Consider the following 17,599-nt stretch of genomic DNA (forward strand, 5'->3'; position numbering starts at 1 on the left):
GATTTAGTTTCCCATATCGCATACCTTGTAGTACAAATAAACTCGCAGAAGCCTGTTTACACATCATATCGACCGGAGTGAAGCCTACCCTGCTCCTATAGTCGATATGCTGTAAATAATGGCTCCTGCGAGTTTTTCTTCAAAAAACTTGCCCCTACTTGTGATACGGTTCCCCCCGATTAATCTTCACCGCTCGATAAATCTGCTCCACCAGCACCAGCCGCATGAGCTGATGGGGCAGCGTCATGCGGCCGAAGCTCATGCGCTGCTGGGCGCGGCGCATTACCTCATCGGAGAGCCCGTGGCTGCCTCCGATGACGAAGACGACATGACTCGTCCCGTAGGTGCCGAGCCGGTCGATCTCAGCTGCAAGCTCTTCCGAGCTCCAGAGCTTGCCGTCGATCGCGAGCGCAATAACATGCGCCTCGCTCTTGATATGCGCTAGGATACGCTCGCCCTCACGCACCTTCACCTGAACAACCTCCGCATCGCTGAGGTTGTCAGGTGCCTTCTCATCCGCCACCTCAATCATCTGAAACTTGAGGTATGGCGTCAGCCGCTTGGCATATTCTGCGATGCCGCTGACCAAATACTTTTCCTTCAATTTCCCTACGCCGATAATCTGAATAAACATGTCTTCCTCCTGTGGGTTATGCTTCTATAAACCTGTACCATTCGCTGAAATTCCGCCGCTCAATCATCGTTAGTTCATTATTTAAACAGCAAAAGGACGTATCCGCTACGTCCTTTCCGCTTCAACTCATCCTCTATGTTATCTCATATTTTCGCTCTTCCCGCTACTCCCTCTAACCCTGGTCCTCCGCCATTTCTCCCTGCTCGCCAAAACCTTCGGCCTGCCCCGAACTCTCGTAAGCCTGCAGTACCGAATCCAGCAATCCCGGGAACCGCTCGTCCAGGTCCGCTGTCCGCAGCGACAAAATGCGCTGCGTGCCTTGTGCCCGCGTATTGATGACCCCCGCTTCGCGCAGCGTCCGGGAATGATGGGTCAGGGTGGACTTGGCAATCGGCACCTTGAAGCTGTTGCAGGCCTGCTCGCCATGCTTGCGGATTTCCGACACGACATATAGACGGACCGGGTCGCTAAGCGCATATAATACGGAGGCGAGCTGAATGTCTTTACGATCCGGATGAAAGAGCTGCTTCATATCTAAGACTCCTTTGGAGTACAGAATTGTACTTAATCTTCTATGATTTCTTCTATCTATCCTCTAAATATATAGATTAAACTTCAAAATCTACACTTTAATAGATGTTGTGAATATAAATGTTGTACATTTTGCAACTTTGGTTCATAGATAGTTACCTGTTCGGGAGGATTGTTGCACTAAATACAACAATAATCCGGAAAAGCCGCTTGAAACAGGTGAAATCCTGCATTTCTTACAACAATATAGCATTTGGGCCGATTTTATGAGAGAAATGTTGTATTCTGTGCAGGATTTCAGGTTAAGTTGCCTGACCATTACCCCGGAAAGCCGTTATATTGAGAACTCCTTAGCAACAGTAGCCTCAGGACGTCCAACAAGTTCTTCAGTTCAATCTATATAATTGCATTTTACATCAGCCCATGCTATATTTCAATTGTTCGTAAGTAATCGAACTATAAAATAAAAATATTTAGTTTTTTATTTTAAATAAGTCCAATAACAAAGGAGTGGCCCTTAAATGACCTCATTACATACCTCTGAGGACAGTACAAACGATTCAACCGCTGCTCCGCAGGCGGCTCTTCCGCGCGAAGGACTGCTGACTCTGCTATTCAGCGTTGCTGTGGTTCTCGTCATTATGAATACAGCGATGTTCAATCTGGCGCTGCCTGATGTGACCGAGACCTTCGGCATCACAGCAGCATCCGCCTCCTGGATTGTTACCGGATATTCCATCATGTTCTCTATTGCCTCAATCACATACAGCCGGCTCTCTGACTTCCTGCCAATCCGACGGCTGCTGGTTATCGGGCTGCTTACGCTAGGGCTTGCTGCTGTGGCCGGTTTCTTTAGCACCAACTTTATCTTCCTGCTTATTGTGCGCATTCTGCAGGCGTCCGGTGCAGGTGCAGTGATGTCTCTGTCACTCGTCCTGTTCACCCGCTATGTCCCGCAGGCCCGCCGCGGCAAAGCAATGGCGACGATCATGTCCGCCGTCTCACTGGGACTGGGCCTCGGTCCGGTAGCAGGCGGTTCCATCGTTGAGTATCTCGGCTGGACCTGGCTGTTCGCGGTAACCGCAGCGATCCTGCTCCTGGTCCCGCTATTCCTGATCCTGCTGCCTAAGGAAGTTCCTACCCGCGGCTCCTTCGACATCCTGGGCGGAGTGTTCCTCGGTGTCGGCACCACCGGTCTGCTGCTGTTCCTGACCAGCGGACTGTGGGTTGCCCTGATCGCCGGCATTGTAGCAATTGCCTTGTTTGTCGGCCGCATCCGCACCACTCCTGATCCATTCGTGATGCCGGCGCTATTCCGTAACCGGTCCTATCTCGTGCTGGCCCTGGTTGGTGTCGCCTCCTACCTGTGCAGCTTCGCCACCTTGTTCCTGCTGCCGCAGATTCTGGTTCACCGCTTCGGCTTCAGCGCCAGCCATGCCGGACTTGTAATCTTCCCCGGCTCGCTGCTAGCGATCTTCGTCTCGCGCACCGTGGGGCGGATCATTGACCGCTACGGCAATGCCGGAATTCTGCGCCTGGCACCGTTCCTGGTACTGGCCGCGACCGTACTGTTCGCCTTGTTCGCCGGGCGGTCGTGGGTTGCTGTCATGCTCGTCTATATGATTATGAGTCTCTCGTTCACCGTACTGTCCAGCAGCGTATCGAACGAAATCTCGCGCATTCTGCCTGCTTCGCAGATTGGCTCCGGAATGGGGCTGTTCCAGCTGCTGCAGTTCTTCAGCGGAGCCTTCAGCGTGGCGATGGCCGCAAGCGCTCTGGAATGGCAACGTGGTCTACCGCTCCAGACGGCTTACTCCAACATCTACTGGGGATTGTCCATTGCGGCAATCGTCGCGATTGTATCAGCCTTTATATATGGGCGCAGCAGCCAGAGCAGCTCGCTGGCCGAAATGGCGGAAGCAGCAGACGCCTAACATTAAGTAATGTTTATGCCAGAAAGCCCAAACACCCCGCAGCCATCCACGGCTGCAGGGTGTTTTTTCTAATCTCAGCAGTCCTCAGACCACCAGATATTCCGCATTCTGCTCGCATTCCGCACATTTCGCTGGCGGGTCCCAGTCCGAGAACTCCGTCTCCTTCAGATCCACTACATCGGGTGCATCCTCGTATTCGTCCACAAATTTGTCGATGGCCAGCTCTACGTGTTCCTTACACACTACATACATTCAATCAAGCATCCCTTTCTGTGCCGCTTCGGTGTATACTTCTACTACTGTTCTACCACATTTCCCGGCAAAAAGGAACCTTCCGCAGCGCAAAATCCACGCCTTATTCCCGCCCCGTAAACTTATCAATATCCCCGGCAATCAGCCCGAGCGCATCCTGCCAGAATGCCAGTGAATGTACATCGATATCCATCAGCTTTGCCGCATCCGTAATACTCCGGGTACTGGTCGCTGAGAGGAACTGCTCATAGCGTTCTACGAAGGCCCCGCCCCGCTTCTTGTACTGCGCATACAGCCCTTTGGAGAACAATAATCCGAAGGAATACGGGAAATTCAAGAACTCATTACCCGCCATATAATACCCGGCTTTGCTGATCCACTGGTAAGGATGAATCGAGCCCGGCAGCACACTCTCACCGTAAGCCGCATGCATGGATTCCAGCATCAGCGCGTTCAGCTCCTCCACAGACAGAGCACCGGATTTCCTGCGGGCATATAACCCGCTCTCGAAGCCATACCGGGCATAGAAATCAACAATATAATACCCGGCATCCGTGAGACTCCGCTCCAGTATGGCAGCCGCTTCACCCGCAGGCAGAGACTGAAGCAACTCCACATGAATAAGACTCTCGCAAAAAATCGACGCCGTCTCGGCAATCGGAACCGGATATTCCGTGTTAACCATCGTTTCCTCGCTGAGGCGGCTGCTGTGGTACGCATGACCGATCTCGTGGGCCAGCACGCTCACATCTATATAATTGCCATTGAAGCTGGTAATGATCCGGCTCTCCCCAACCGGGAAAATATCAACGCACATCCCGAAGTTGCCTTTACCGCTCCGTGGCTCGGCATCGATCCAGCGCTGCTCAAACACCTTACGGGCGAACGCGCCAAGCTCCGGGCTGAACCTGCTGAAGCCGGCAATAATCATCGCCTGGGCCTCAGCATAAGTGATGGGCTCCGCAGCAGCTTCCGCCGTCCCGACAGGCGCAAAAACATCACAAAACGGCAGCCCTCCAGCATGCCCCAGCAATGCCGCCTTTTTGGCATAATAGCGCTGAAAGTCCGGCAGACTCTCTTCAATGGCCTGAAGCATTACCTGAAGTGTCTCCTGATCCATCCGCGATGCTTCCAGCACTTTATGCAGTGGTGAAGCATATCCTCTCAGCTCATAGACGGCCGCAGCCTCCCCGGTTACGGCATTAATGCAGGCTGCACTCTGCTCCGCTACCCTGCGGCAGGCCTCATGCTCCGCTTCTGCCGCCGCCCGGCGTACCGCAGGATCGGGATCATAGGCGAGATTGCGCAGCTCGGCAAGCGACACACTCCGGCTCAGCCCGTCCAGCTCCGCCTCGACTCGCAAGGTAGACAGCGTCTGCATGTACAGCCGCTCCCACGCCTTGGACCCCGTCGCCTGCATCCGGGCAATCACCGCTTCGCCTTCCTCGCTGAGTAAATGCTCGGATTTACTCTTAAGCTCCCGCAAGTAGAAGCCGTGCTGCTCCAGATAAACGCTGGACCCGATACTCCGCTCCAGTTCATCCGTGCTTACCTTAGCCAGCCACTTGCTGAAGCTGACCAAGGCTTCACCCGCACCATATGTGACCTCCTCCAGCTCATCCATCAGATTAACGGCCTCCATATTACTGCTGTCTGCACTGAACCTTAATTCCGCGTAGCTGAACAAGCGGAGATATATATGTTGATAAGCATTATATTGTCTCAGGAACTCTTCCATCACACCCGCAGCATCCTGCCCGCTATTCATCTGCGAGGCTGACCATGTATTCAGCTCCACGGCAAGTGTCTCCACCAGCCTGCGGTCCTGCTGAAATTGCTCCGACTGGAAGGAGGGATAGATCCGGTCCAGATCCCATGTTAATTGCATTTTCTAACATCCCCTTATCTATAGTCGCAGGAACAATTCATCCTCACATGCTTCCACCCCGTCCGCCATAATCCTTGCTGCAAAATCCACTTCAGTATATCACGCCTGCCAAATTAGAAGTCCATGGAAATATTAGATATAATCAACTGTACCAAGCCATAACCGATTTCCGGAAAGGAGCACCGCATGGTCAACCAGTCGATCACCGAAGGGGTTATACGTACACGTTCGAAGCTGCGCAGAGAGTTGCTGATTTCTATTTTTGATGAGTTCGATGGCAGCATCATGGCTCTATCCCCTGACCGAAGAACCGAGAAATACAGCAAAATGGCGCAAAGCGCCTTTTCCTTCTACCGGGGGAGCGCTTATCTGTTCTATTTTGACACGACAAGGCAGTACTTCCCTTACCACAGTTCACCTAGCCGCCCTACCTGGATTCAAGGGGACCTGCATTTCGAGAACTTCGGCGCTTTCCGCAATGAAGACGGAGAGATTGTGTATGATGTGAATGATTTTGACGAGGGGTATGTCGGCTCTTATCTGTACGATCTGCTGCGGATGGCAGTCAGTATTGCGCTTGTCGGCAGACAGCTCGGGCTGGGACAGACAGATCAGCTTAAGCTGATCCGGAGTTATGCGGAGGCTTATTACCGTCAAATTCACCGCTTCTGTGATAGTAAAGACAATCCCGGTAATTTCGTCCTGGATGAGGATATGGCCAAAGGCCCCATCAAGAAGCTGCTCCGCAAGCTGGAGAAACGCCGGCAGAGTCATTTCCTGGAGAAGGTCACCGCACAGATGCAGACCAGCCGGGTATTCCTCGAGACCTCGGAGCTGCTGATTCCCGGAGCTGCCGAGCAGGCACAGCTGGAGCTGGCCTGGAGCTTCTATACGCAGACGGTGGTTACGCGCAGCCTGAACGAGGAGCATTTCCGGATCAAGGACATTGCGGTCAAACGCGGCTCGGGAACGGCTTCCATCGGACTGGACCGCTATTATATTCTTATTGAAGGCGGCATGGAGCAGGCCGGTACTGACGACACTGTACTCGAGGTCAAAGAAGTCCGTGTTCCCGTTCCCGCCTATTTCCTGCCTTACTCGGACTCATTCTGGCAATCCTTCGCCCATCAGGGCAAACGTGTATCCGCGACCCAGCAGGCGATGCACCACCAGGCTGATCCCTACCTCGGCTTCTTAACGGTAGACGGCCGGGAGTTCTATGTCAGGGAGCGCTCCCCGTACAAAAAAAGTCTGAAGCTGGAGAATATCGCAGACATGGACGAGCTGACCGTAGTTATCCAGCAGATGGGCAGCCTGACCGCCAAAATGCATGCCCGCGCCGATGCCGATGTCGACAAGGGTATTCTCGACTATCACAGTGAGCAGGAGATCGCCAAGGCCATGGGTCCCGATTCTGATGCCTTTGCCCGTTATATCGCAGAATGGGCTTACGGCTATGCCGGGCAGGTAGAGAAAGACTATGCCATGTTCGCGGATTGGGTGTCGGAGCAGTACGGTATATAACGGGCGGGTACTACCCCAGATTAAGCGTAGTGAATTCTACTTTGGACAATCGCTCGCTGAAGCGCAACAGATATCAGATATCAGATATCCCGCTTTCGGTACATCTGTTGCGCTTAACTGCACTTCGTACAATTAAAAGTTCTATTTTCCGCCCCCGGACTCCGTTTAATTGTATTCTGTACACTTAATCGGCCTTATAAGGACCACATTAACGAATTCGGGCAGTTTTAGTTGTATGAAATACAGTTATAGTCTGCAAGTATAACTAATCGCCGTTTTTAATTGCACATTATGCAGCTATCCCAACCTCAAAGAAGCTCTCTCTACCCGAACCCGGGCGGAAAGAGCTTCTTTGTATGTCAATATTATTTCTCAGCCGCCGCATTCATGAGTTGGCTCGGCCGGTCCAGCTCATACAGCTTGCGGTAACGCGGTTCCCGCTCCATCAGCTCCGCATGGGTGCCGCGCATCTCCACCAGGCCATTCTCCATGAAAATCACCTCGTCCATCTGCTCCGCACCCACCAGATGATGGGTAACCCAGATCAGCGTCTTGCCCGCCATCGCCTCGAACATGGTGGCCAGCAGCTCGCGCTCCGTGCGCGGATCAAGGCCTACCGTCGGCTCATCGAGCACAACGACCGGCGTATTCTGCAGCAGAATACGGGCCAGAGCGATCCGCTGGCGCTCTCCGCCGGAGAAGCGCTGCCCTGCTTCGCGTACCGGAGTGTTGTAGCCCTCCGGCAGCGAAGAGATCAATGGATCCAGCTTCGCCAGGGCTGCCGCCTGCTTAACCGCTGCCTCCGAAGCCCCCGGGTCCCCGAGCCGGATATTGTTCGCCACCGTAGTGTCGAACAGATGCGGGCTCTGGTTCAGCACGGCGATGAGCTGCGGAATCTGCTCACCGTAAGCCGCAGCGTCAATTCCGTTAATCGTGGCGGAGCCGATGGTAGGCGTGATTACGCCTTGCACCATCTTGAGCAGCGTCGATTTACCGGCTCCGCTGCGGCCGATCACGGCAACCTTCCGGCCCTGCGGCAGGTCCAGCACCATATTCTGCACTGACCAGTCGTCTCCCGCCGCATAGCGGTAGCCCGCCGACTTCAGTTCAATATGGGCCTGCCCGCTGGCCTGGATAGCCTGCACAGCAGCGGCAGCCTTCGCCTTGGCTTCTGCATTCTTGGCTGCTTCGGCCGCAAGCGGCACAGCTCCCTCCGCTGCTCCCACCCCCTCCAAGCGCTCCAGTGAATTCCGGTATTGCGGAATTTTCTCGACGGCCTCGGATACAGGCAGGAAAGCATCTGCTACCGGGAAGACGACCAATACGAACGCGGCAATCAGCGTTCCGGCAATCGCTCCATCGGCATACTGTCCGCCTGCCCAGTAGAGCAGGGACAGCACGCCAAGCCCGACAACGGCTTGGCCGATGAACATGCGCAGCCGCGCCCAGCGCCGCAGCGCACCGTCTGTGCGGGCGACGGTCTGCTCGTCGGCCTCATAGGTGTCGACGAACTGGCTCTGCCGTCCGCTGATGACCCAGTCGCCCAGACCCAGCACGGCATCGGTCAGCTTCTGATACAGCCGGTTGCGCTCCTGCTTCACCTGACGCTGACGTTTCTGGGTGAACAGCAGGGAGATCAGCGGCAATACGGCCACCAGAATCAGCATGTATAAGCCCATAAGCAGGGCAAACGCCAGATCAAACGTGCCGAGCGAAATAACGGCTACCGCATAGATCAGGAGTGCGATGATGCTCGGGAAGACCGTGCGGAGATATACATTCTGCAGATATTCGATATCATCCGCGAGCATGCCGAGAATATCCCCGGTCCGGAAGCGCGAGGACAGGAACAACGCCTGCGGCTCCAGAATGTTGTAGAGCCGGATGCGCATCTTCGAGAGAATGCGCAGAATCGTGTCATGTCCTACGAGCCGCTCCACATAGTGAATGACGGCCCGGCTTGTCCCGAACGTGCGCACGCCGACAATCGGCACATAGATCATCAGTATATTTTCCGGCGGAATCGATGCCTTCGAGATCAGGAACCCCGAGGTATACATCAGGGACGATGCCGAGAAGATCGTCAGTGCGCCCAGTGCAATAATCAGCACGAACCGCCAGAAGTAGGCAGAGTAATAGGGAGCAAACCATCCTTCACGTTTCAATGGATTCCCTCCAATTGACTTTGAATAAGCCCGTAGTAGGCACCCTTGCGGGCGGTCAGTTCGCTATGTGTGCCGATTTCGGCAACGCGTCCCTGCTGCATGACGACAATCAGATCCATGTCGGTCATCCAGTGCAGGCGGTGCGTAGCCAGGAATACCAGCTTGCCTGCGAACAGCGGCAGCATCGTTTCCTTCAACTCATATTCTGTCTCAATGTCCAAGTGAGCCGTCGGCTCATCCAGAAGCATAACCGGGCGGCTGCTCAAGAGCGCACGGGCCAGTGCCACACGCTGCTCTTGTCCGCCGCTGAGCGAACGTCCGCCGCCGCCGATCATTTCATCCAGGCCGCCAGGCAGCGAGGATATCAGCTTCGATAGTCCGGCGGACTCCAGTGCAGCCGCAACAGCTTCCTGCGTAGCCTCCGGATAATAGAACCGCACATTGTCAGCCAATGTGCCGCTGAAGATGTAAGGACGCTGCGGAATATAAGCGGTCTGCTTGCGCCAGTCCTCATCCGTAAGCGCACTGACCCCATTTCCGTTAATTGTGATGTTACCGGAGGTCGGATGAAGGAAGCCGCCCAGGATATCCACGAGCGTAGACTTGCCTGCTCCGCTCTCCCCGATAATTCCGATCTTGGCATATCCCTTGAATTCGAGATTCACCTCTTCAAGCGAGGAGGCACCGTCGTCTTCATATTTCACGCTGACTCCATTAAGCCGTAAACTGCTGTTATTGTTCCACGTGAAAAACGCTCCAGGTGCCTTGCCATCTTGTATAGCTTCCTGTCCCCCCGGCTCCAGCAGCTTCGCCTGCACGGTCTCACGGTCAATGATGCTCTTCATTGCTTCTCCGGCTTCCTTGCCGTCGAGTGTGGCATGGAAGTCCGCACCCACCAGCCGCACCGGCAAGAAATATTCCGGAGCCAGTATAAGGATTGTTAAGCCTGTAACCAGTGTCATCTGCTCATTAACCAGCCGCAGACCGAGGCTTACTGCCACCGAAGCCACCGACAGCATGGTGAAGAAGTCCATGGCGAATGAAGACAGGAACGCCACGCGCAGCGTACGCATCGTGGCCGAACGGTAGCGGTCGCTGACCGTAGCAATACTCTCGCTATGGCTGCGGCTGCGCCCAAGGAATTTCAGCGTTTCCAGACCGCGCAGCGAATCCACGAAATGATTGGAAAGCGTACGGTAGGACTTCAGCTGGCGGTCCATTTGCTTGCGGGCCGTCATGCCGATCAGAATCATGAAGACAATGATGATCGGCATGGTTAAGGTAAGAATGACACCGCTGGACGTATCCTCGGTGTACACATAGACAAGCAGCAGGGCCGGTGTTACCGCCATGCCGACCATCCGCGGAATAATCAGTTCCAGGTAGGTGCGGAACTTGGTTACTCCTTCAAGCACAAGTGTGACCACATTCCCGGTTCCCCGGTCCCCTACCAGCCTCGGTCCCAGCTGGAACAGCTTATCCATCATTTGTCTCCGCATGCTGCTGCCGGTAGCTTCCGCGAAGCGGTAAGCTGTGCGGCTCATCAGCATGGCACAGGCATGGCGCACGAGAAATGCAAGAAGGAACAAGAGCGATTTAGCCCCTTGTTCCTTCAGCGGTTCTCCCGCAAACAGCGCAGAGACAACTTCGGCCAGCGATTTCGCCAGCAGAAGAATGGACAGGCTTTGCACCAGGGTAAGGAAGCCGACAATCAGAAAGACAGGCTTTACTCCTTTGTACCCAAGCAAATTTTTATCCATTAGTATTCAAGATGCTCCTTCTCGTGAACCCGTTTGTGGAAGATGAAATAACTCCAGATCTGATAGCCCAGCACGAATGGCAGCAGCGTCAGGGCAACGATCGTCATTACCTTCAGTGAATAGTGGCCGGAAGCCGCATTCGTAATCGTCAGGTTGAACGCCTGATCCAGCGAGCTGATCATCACCCGCGGGAACAGTCCGATGAAGATCGAAGCTACCGACAGCGCCATTACCGCTCCGGTCATTCCGAAGGCATAACCATCCTTCTTCTTAGTCATGAAATATCCGGCGAGCAGATAAGCAACTACGCCCAGAACAACTACAATCCATAGCAGTGTTCCGCGTTTATCGAAGATATCCGTCATGGTGTACGTCATAATAACGAAGGCTACCAGCAGCGCTGCCAGCGGGATCAGCAGTTTCTGGGCCAGCTTGCGTGCCCGTTCCTGCAAGTCTCCAAGGGTACGGAGCGTGGTGAACATCAGTCCATGTACCAGACACAGCAGGACTACTGTAATTCCCGCTACAACTGTATAGGCATTAACGATATCGAAGAAACCGGCATACATCTGCATATCCCCGTCAATCGGCAAGCCTTTGATGAAGCTGGCAAACACCACAGCCAGCAGGAACGGCGGCAGGAAGCTGCCGAAGAAGATGCAGACATCCCAGGTTTTCTGCCATACCTTCGAATCACGTTTACCTCTGAATTCAAAGGCAACACCGCGGGCAATCAGCGCCAGCAGGGCGAACACAAACGGGATATAGAATCCGCTGAAGAGCGTCGCGTACCAATGCGGGAATGCGGCAAACATTGCGCCCGCCCCCGTAATCAGCCATACTTCATTCGCATCCCAGAACGGACCGATGGAATTAATCAGCACCCGGCGCTCTGTATCATTCTTGGCGAGAATCTGAGTCTCCATCCCTACGCCGAAGTCAAAGCCTTCAAGGAAGAAGAATCCGACAAACAGCACTGCAATCAGCAGAAACCACAATTCATTAAGAGAAAGCATGGGTTGATTCCTCCTTGTTATACGGATCGTGGGATTCGCCGTGGTCGTTATCCATAGCATAAGGCCCTTTTTTGATAACTTTGATGAACAGGCCAATCAGCACTGCACCCAGTATGGCATAAATTGCGGTAAATGAAATCACTGAGAATAACACCTGTCCGCTCGTAATATTAGGTGATACACTGTCTTCTGTAGTCATTAGTCCGAATACCGTCCATGGCTGACGCCCCATCTCCGTCATAATCCAGCCCGAAGTGTTGGCAATCGGCGGGAGCAGCAGCCCCCAGAACATGAACCGCATGAACCAGGTATTCGGTTTGTCCATCTTTTTGCGCCACATGAGATAGATGGCATACACGCCAAGCGCGATCATCAGTGAGCCTGCAGCCACCATAATCCGGAAGCTCCAGAACGTTGTTTTGACAGGTGGGATATAGTCTCCCGGTCCATATGCCTGCTCATATTCCGCCTGCAGCTGATTCATCCCTTTCACTTCACCGGAGAATTTACTGTAGGACAGGAAGCTTAGCAGATAGGGAACCTGAATTTCATTGCTGTTGGTTTTGTTATCCGTGTCAATATTGGCAAAGATCGTCCATGGTGCCGGGTCGCCGCTCTCACCCCAGAGTGCTTCGGAGGCGGCCATCTTCATCGGCTGGGTCTCTACCAGATACTGTGCCTGGGCATGACCTGCAACAGCTACGCCGAATGAAGAGATAATACCAACAATGGCTGCGATTTCGAACGATTTCCGGAAAAAAGGAACGTCCTGCTTCTTGAGTAATTTATAAGCACTGATCCCCGTTACCAGGAATGCGCCTGTAGCGTATGCAGCGAGTACTGTATGCGGAAACTCCACCAGCAGCTGCCCGTTCGTGATCAGTGCGAAGATATCATTCATTTCCGCCCGCCCGTTATTCACCTGGAAGCCTACCGGATGCTGCATGAACGAGTTCGCCAGCAGAATCCAGAATGCCGACAGCATCGTTCCGAGTGCTACCAGCCAGATGGAGACGAGATGGACCTTCTTGGATACCTTATCCCAGCCGAAGATCCAGATTCCGATGAACGTGGACTCCAGGAAGAATGCGAGCAAGGCTTCAATAGCCAGCGGGGCTCCAAAAACATCGCCGACGAAGCGTGAATAGTCAGACCAGTTCATTCCGAACTGGAACTCCTGCAATATCCCTGTCACTACGCCTACTGCGAAGTTAATGAGGAACAGCTTCCCCCAGAACTGCGCCATTCTTTTGTACTCTTCATTGCCTTTTCTAACGTACATGGTCTCCATAATAGCAATTAAGAGCGCTAGTCCGATCGATACCGGCACAAAGAAATAATGAAAAATCGTCGTCGACGCAAATTGTATACGCGACAGCATTACTGTATCCATATTTCTCCCCTTCCTTCTCCCCATTCGATATGTCTATTCTGTCAAATTTCCAGGGCCTTAAGTGTGATAATTATCACATTATACACCCTGTTTCAGCATGAAAATCAATAAATTTGTGACAAATATCACAATATTACATAAAGAAAGCAAAAAAAATAAGACGGTTTCGCCGTCTTGAATTTGTTCATCATTTATAGTTGTCTTGGTTCATAAAGGCATTGGTTTAGGTAATGGAAATACCTTTCTTAAGCGATTTGAGATCGCCATTCGAATTAAGCAATTGCGGCAGCATCTTCATGCTACGAACCATGGGGGAATGACAGAGACGGCAAGAAGGCGCATGCTCAAATGCGAAATTATCCCTCATCCATCCGTTACATCCATCGTTGGTACAGGCCCATATTGCGGTATTTTCTTCCGGTACTTCCTCCAAAGGCTTCTTCCGGTAGTTCATTGCCGTTCCTCCCTTCCTTTATGTTACAAGCTCAGTAACGATAAAAAAAGACCGTCCCAACTTTCACAAGCGGGGACGGCACCTTCTATTAATTACAGTTTTACAACGTTTTCGGCTTGTGGTCCGCGGTTGCCTTGAACAACGTTGAATTCAACGCGTTGGCCTTCGTCCAAAGTTTTGAAGCCGTCGCCAGTGATTGCGCTGAAGTGAACGAATACGTCGCTTCCGCCTTCAACTTCGATGAAACCGAATCCTTTTTCTGCGTTGAACCATTTAACTGTACCTGTTTGCATGTGTGTTACCTCCACAAATTTAAATTAATATGTTCTTTTTATCTTCAGACAAAGAAAAAATTCACACATTGAGAAAGGTTGTAATTCATTTGACAGCCCTTTTCAATGCGAGAATTAGGTATCAATTGTATGAATAATTTCATGTTACCACACCTTTATAACAAAGGCAAGCTGTCCTATCCGAATTTCTCCGTTTTTTCCCTTATAAGGTCTTCTTCCCAATGTAAGGGTTACCAGTTGCCGTAAATAGTAATATTTAGAGCTGATATCATTGTTTACCCCGTTGATTTGGACTTGAAACGGGCTCCGTCCTCTTATATTTGGCATAAGAGGACGGCATGAACCGTGTCCGTTATCCTGACTGCCCTATTATTATATACGGCAGCTTCCGGTTTTATTCCTCGGGTTTCTCAAGAAGTTGTACGGTCACCTGCTTCACTTCACCATTGCGGTAAAATGTAATTTGCAGATCATCACCGATCTTGGTGTGGTCATACAAATATTTGCGCAGAGCCAAGGTGGATGTAATCGACTTATCATCGAACTTGGTAATGACATCGTTGAATTGCAGGCCTGCATCCTTCGCCGGTCCCACTGCATCCAATACCACAACCCCGTCGGTTACCGTAGTCGGAAGGTTAAGCTCCTTGCGCTGGTCTTCAGCCAGCGGTACATACGGATTATTCAGATCCACAGAGTACACACCCAGGTATGAACGGGCGATTTTCCCATTGGTTGTAAGCTCGTCAGCTGTCTCCATCACATGATTGGCCGGAATGGCGAAGCCCAGTCCCTCCACACCCGTATCAGAGATCTTCATCGTGTTGATGCCAATCACTTTGCCGTCCAGATCGACCAGTGCGCCTCCGCTGTTGCCTTCATTAATGGCAGCATCGGTCTGGATAACCTCCTGCTCCCAGTCGTATACCCCATCCTGATTCAGGGATACAGGAATCGTCCGCTCCGTATAGCTGACAATACCTGAAGTGAGCGTATCCCCAAGCCCCAGCGGATTGCCGATCGCTATGACCGTCTCACCCAGACGCAGTTTGGAGGAATCACCGATCTGCGCAACGGTGTCAATTCCTTTGGCGTCAATAGAGAGTACTGCAATATCGCTCACCTTATCAGCACCAACCAGCTCCGCTTTGCGGGTCTCGCCGTCTACAGTCACAATTTCCAGCTTGCCGGCGCCTTCAATGACATGATTATTGGTAATGATGAATGCCTTATTGTCGTCCTTTTTATAGATAACTCCCGAGCCTAGTGCAGACTCATCGAGAATATTGAGTTCTTCGTTGTCTTCCTTATGGTTAATGATGCTGACCACCGCCGGGCGGACAAGCGCAGCAGCCTGAATAATCCGGTCATACGGATCCGCGCTGCTTACCGCTACCTTATCAATAACCGCCGGAGCCTGTGCTTTCTCCTCGGTCAGCTGTCCCGTAACCAGACTGAACAGCAATACAGCCACAACCGCACTGCATACTGAGCTGATCAGGGAAATCTGCCAGGTTGAAAGCGAACGCCGCGATCTGCGGACAGACCATTTCCCTTCGGCGTATCCTTTGGAGACACCCTGTTTGCCGGTTCTGCGCCGCGATACCTTGGTTGAATAGAAATCATCATCAAACAATCCCACGTTAAATCCTCTCCCCTCTATTGCCACCGCATTCAAGACCTGAACGCCAAGCAACCACGCCCGAGCTTAACCGCTATAACTCTTAGACTTCACAAAGTGCTAAAAGGTTTCACTTGATTCATTCACCACATTCCTGTGGGTTCTAAGCGCAAGGGGTGTCTCCTATTCTTTCAACCTACTAAAAAGTTTATAAGCTTATATACGGAATATTTTGCAACTTAAAAGACTACAATAGTATTAGTACGCTCTATATGATTGTATCACAGGCAACAGCGCCGCCCACATTTTTTCTGTGTTAAATTACATGTGAAATATTTACATTTCCGCTACAATTCATCTAAAAGGAGGGCCGGACTATGGAGTCATTCTCAACAAGTATGGACCTGGTACAGTTTATCGGCAAGCTGGGGGATCTCAAGGATGAACACTATCATCTGATTCTTGTCCAAAGTGCACTGATCGAGCTGCTGATTGCCAAGGGACTATTCTCCCGCCAGGAGCTGGAGCACCAAATCGCTGAACTGGACCGTCTTATGACTGGCTCACCTTATCCCATGGCGTAGGCCGGTCATAATAAGTATCACAGAGTCTGAACTCGCTGTCTTTGAAGAAGCAGCCCCGGTCTTCCATCGCGCCGCGCACAGACATTTTCGCCAGATCCATCATATTGTGGTCTCTGCTTAAATGGGCCAGATAGGTTCGTTTGGTCCGCCCCGTCAGTATCTCGCTGAGCGCCGCTCCCGCTGCCTCATTGGACAAATGCCCCAGATCGCCGAGAATCCGCCGCTTCGTATTCCACGGGTAACGCCCCATCCGCAGCATCTCAATATCATGATTCGATTCCAGCACAAGCACATCGGCATCCGATATTGCCGTCCTCACCTTATCGCTGACATACCCGAGGTCTGTCGCCACGCACAGCTTCTCCTTGCCGTCATAGAAATTGTAGGCTACCGGTTCCGCAGCATCATGGGAAATCGCGAACGACTCTACCCGCATACTGCCGAAATCCCGGTGCTGCCCGGTTTCCATAATGACCCGGTTATGCTCGGCAATCTTGCCGATTCCCTTCTCTATCGCTCCCCAGGTATTGGTATTCGCATAGATCGGAAGATCATATTTGCGCGCAATCGCTCCAAGCCCCTTGATATGATCGGAATGCTCATGGGTCACAAGAATCCCGTCTAAATCTGCTCCCGTCAGCTCGCGCATGGCCAGCAGCTCATCAATGCGCTTCGCGCTAAGACCCGCATCGATCATAAGCGTGGTCTCGCCGTTACGCACCACCGTCACATTCCCGGTAGAACCGCTGGACAGTACTGTAAATGAAATCCCCATATCTCTCCTGCTCCTTCTACTCTGTTGTCTTAGGACTGATAATGTCCGCACTAATTGCATCCACGTAATAGGCACTGCCGTTCTCCAGCATAAACCGCCACATCGGAGAAGCCACCTGACTCTCGGAGTTGAATAATTCACCGTAATAGCCAAGCTCAATCTCCTTCACCGCAGAATTGGCCGGGAAATACTTTTCGATCAGGCTGCTGAGCGCCTGCGAGGCCGGAAGCACCTTTTGCAGATTATCGCTCCGGCTGGCACCGATCTCAATCTGCGGCCAACGGTACGCCACAATCTTCTGGTCACTGTTAATCAGCTCCAGCCTTACTCTGAACAGCGACCACTTATTGTCCACCAGCGGATGAAGCACGAACTTGCCCACCTCGCTCTCCTGTGAATCAAAGCGGTAATTCGCAATATCCGTAATCTGGCTCTCCAGCAGGCTGCTCAGTTCGGAGAAAGAGGAATACATCAGCTTGCTGTCGATCGGCTCGTTAAGCTTCACCGGCACCTCGTTCTGCTCTTCTCCGGAATAGCGGTACGTGATATCAGGCAGCTGCGGAGTGGCAGCCGGAATCGGACACAGCAGCCGGATGCCCTTCTCCTCCATCACCGCCTGCGTTTCTGCGGACAGGGAAGTGAAGTCAAGCCCCGCACTGACCTGATCGCGCACATCTATCCATAGCTGATAGCATAGCAGCAGATTCAGCACCAGAAAGGCGTAGATTAATACACTTTTGGCTCTTCCCCAGTCCATACCGTTTCCTCCTTGGAT

16 protein-coding genes are annotated in these 17,599 nt (G+C 52.4%); 3 read left to right on the plus strand and 13 right to left on the minus strand.

All coding sequences use genetic code 11. The features are described from left to right. Nucleotides 1–154: 154 nt before the first annotated feature. Nucleotides 155–634 (minus strand): 23S rRNA (pseudouridine(1915)-N(3))-methyltransferase RlmH, encoded by a 480-nt coding sequence (rlmH, locus tag PBOR_RS34545; RefSeq protein ID WP_042218656.1) that lies wholly within the window; start codon nucleotides 632–634, stop codon nucleotides 155–157. Between the two features lie 172 nt (nucleotides 635–806). Next, entirely contained in the window at nucleotides 807–1,166 is a 360-nt protein-coding gene (locus PBOR_RS34550; protein WP_042218658.1) for an ArsR/SmtB family transcription factor, read from the minus strand. Nucleotides 1,167–1,686: 520 nt separating this feature from the next. Between PBOR_RS34550 and PBOR_RS34555 the strand changes: the two genes are divergently transcribed. Beyond that, nucleotides 1,687–3,099, plus strand: coding sequence for an MFS transporter (locus PBOR_RS34555; protein WP_042218660.1), 1,413 nt, complete (start codon nucleotides 1,687–1,689; stop codon nucleotides 3,097–3,099). A gap of 84 nt (nucleotides 3,100–3,183) precedes the next feature. On the opposite strand, the gene PBOR_RS36575 is transcribed toward PBOR_RS34555, so the two are convergent. Further along, on the minus strand, nucleotides 3,184–3,351 hold the full coding sequence (locus PBOR_RS36575; RefSeq protein WP_063776434.1) for a CxxH/CxxC protein: 168 nt from the start codon (nucleotides 3,349–3,351) through the stop codon (nucleotides 3,184–3,186). Between the two features lie 103 nt (nucleotides 3,352–3,454). Next, the gene (locus tag PBOR_RS34560; RefSeq protein ID WP_042218661.1) at nucleotides 3,455–5,239 is read right to left on the minus strand and encodes a M3 family oligoendopeptidase; all 1,785 of its coding nucleotides are present in this window, start codon (nucleotides 5,237–5,239) and stop codon (nucleotides 3,455–3,457) included. 186 nt (nucleotides 5,240–5,425) lie between these two features. Between PBOR_RS34560 and PBOR_RS34565 the strand changes: the two genes are divergently transcribed. Next, the gene (locus tag PBOR_RS34565) at nucleotides 5,426–6,763 is read left to right on the plus strand and encodes a DUF2252 domain-containing protein (protein WP_042218663.1); all 1,338 of its coding nucleotides are present in this window, start codon (nucleotides 5,426–5,428) and stop codon (nucleotides 6,761–6,763) included. Nucleotides 6,764–7,128: 365 nt separating this feature from the next. On the opposite strand, the gene cydC is transcribed toward PBOR_RS34565, so the two are convergent. The 7 genes from cydC to PBOR_RS34600 form a co-directional block, all read right to left on the minus strand. After that, nucleotides 7,129–8,928 carry a thiol reductant ABC exporter subunit CydC gene (gene cydC, locus PBOR_RS34570; RefSeq protein WP_042218664.1) on the minus strand — a complete coding sequence of 600 codons (1,800 nt, stop codon included), beginning with the start codon at nucleotides 8,926–8,928 and terminating at the stop codon, nucleotides 7,129–7,131. Next, nucleotides 8,925–10,688 (minus strand): thiol reductant ABC exporter subunit CydD, encoded by a 1,764-nt coding sequence (cydD, locus tag PBOR_RS34575; protein WP_042218666.1) that lies wholly within the window; start codon nucleotides 10,686–10,688, stop codon nucleotides 8,925–8,927. Before cydD ends, cydC begins: the two co-directional genes overlap by 4 nt. After that, nucleotides 10,688–11,704, minus strand: a complete 1,017-nt coding sequence (cydB, locus tag PBOR_RS34580; protein ID WP_042218667.1) for a cytochrome d ubiquinol oxidase subunit II — start codon at nucleotides 11,702–11,704, stop codon at nucleotides 10,688–10,690. The genes cydD and cydB overlap by 1 nt, the downstream gene beginning before the upstream one ends. Continuing rightward, nucleotides 11,691–13,097 (minus strand): cytochrome ubiquinol oxidase subunit I, encoded by a 1,407-nt coding sequence (locus PBOR_RS34585; protein ID WP_042218670.1) that lies wholly within the window; start codon nucleotides 13,095–13,097, stop codon nucleotides 11,691–11,693. Before PBOR_RS34585 ends, cydB begins: the two co-directional genes overlap by 14 nt. A 223-nt stretch (nucleotides 13,098–13,320) precedes the next feature. Next, nucleotides 13,321–13,551 (minus strand): cold-shock protein, encoded by a 231-nt coding sequence (locus PBOR_RS34590; protein WP_039295880.1) that lies wholly within the window; start codon nucleotides 13,549–13,551, stop codon nucleotides 13,321–13,323. Nucleotides 13,552–13,643: 92 nt separating this feature from the next. Beyond that, nucleotides 13,644–13,844, minus strand: a complete 201-nt coding sequence (locus PBOR_RS34595; RefSeq protein ID WP_019914582.1) for a cold-shock protein — start codon at nucleotides 13,842–13,844, stop codon at nucleotides 13,644–13,646. A gap of 394 nt (nucleotides 13,845–14,238) precedes the next feature. Continuing rightward, nucleotides 14,239–15,486 carry a S1C family serine protease gene (locus PBOR_RS34600; protein ID WP_042218673.1) on the minus strand — a complete coding sequence of 416 codons (1,248 nt, stop codon included), beginning with the start codon at nucleotides 15,484–15,486 and terminating at the stop codon, nucleotides 14,239–14,241. Nucleotides 15,487–15,842: 356 nt separating this feature from the next. Here PBOR_RS34600 and PBOR_RS34605 point away from each other — a divergent pair, with 356 nt between their 5' ends. Continuing rightward, on the plus strand, nucleotides 15,843–16,049 hold the full coding sequence (locus PBOR_RS34605) for a hypothetical protein (protein WP_042218675.1): 207 nt from the start codon (nucleotides 15,843–15,845) through the stop codon (nucleotides 16,047–16,049). Here the strand turns inward: PBOR_RS34605 and PBOR_RS34610 are convergent. Together PBOR_RS34610 and yycI are read right to left on the minus strand one after the other, a co-directional pair. Beyond that, nucleotides 16,018–16,824 carry an MBL fold metallo-hydrolase gene (locus PBOR_RS34610; protein ID WP_042218677.1) on the minus strand — a complete coding sequence of 269 codons (807 nt, stop codon included), beginning with the start codon at nucleotides 16,822–16,824 and terminating at the stop codon, nucleotides 16,018–16,020. The genes PBOR_RS34605 and PBOR_RS34610 overlap by 32 nt on opposite strands. Nucleotides 16,825–16,840: 16 nt before the next feature. Then, the gene (gene yycI, locus PBOR_RS34615; RefSeq protein ID WP_042218678.1) at nucleotides 16,841–17,581 is read right to left on the minus strand and encodes a two-component system regulatory protein YycI; all 741 of its coding nucleotides are present in this window, start codon (nucleotides 17,579–17,581) and stop codon (nucleotides 16,841–16,843) included. Nucleotides 17,582–17,599 lie beyond the last annotated feature (18 nt).

Origin of the sequence: Paenibacillus borealis, assembly GCF_000758665.1 — a bacterium.
Lineage (GTDB): Bacteria > Bacillota > Bacilli > Paenibacillales > Paenibacillaceae > Paenibacillus_AQ > Paenibacillus_AQ borealis.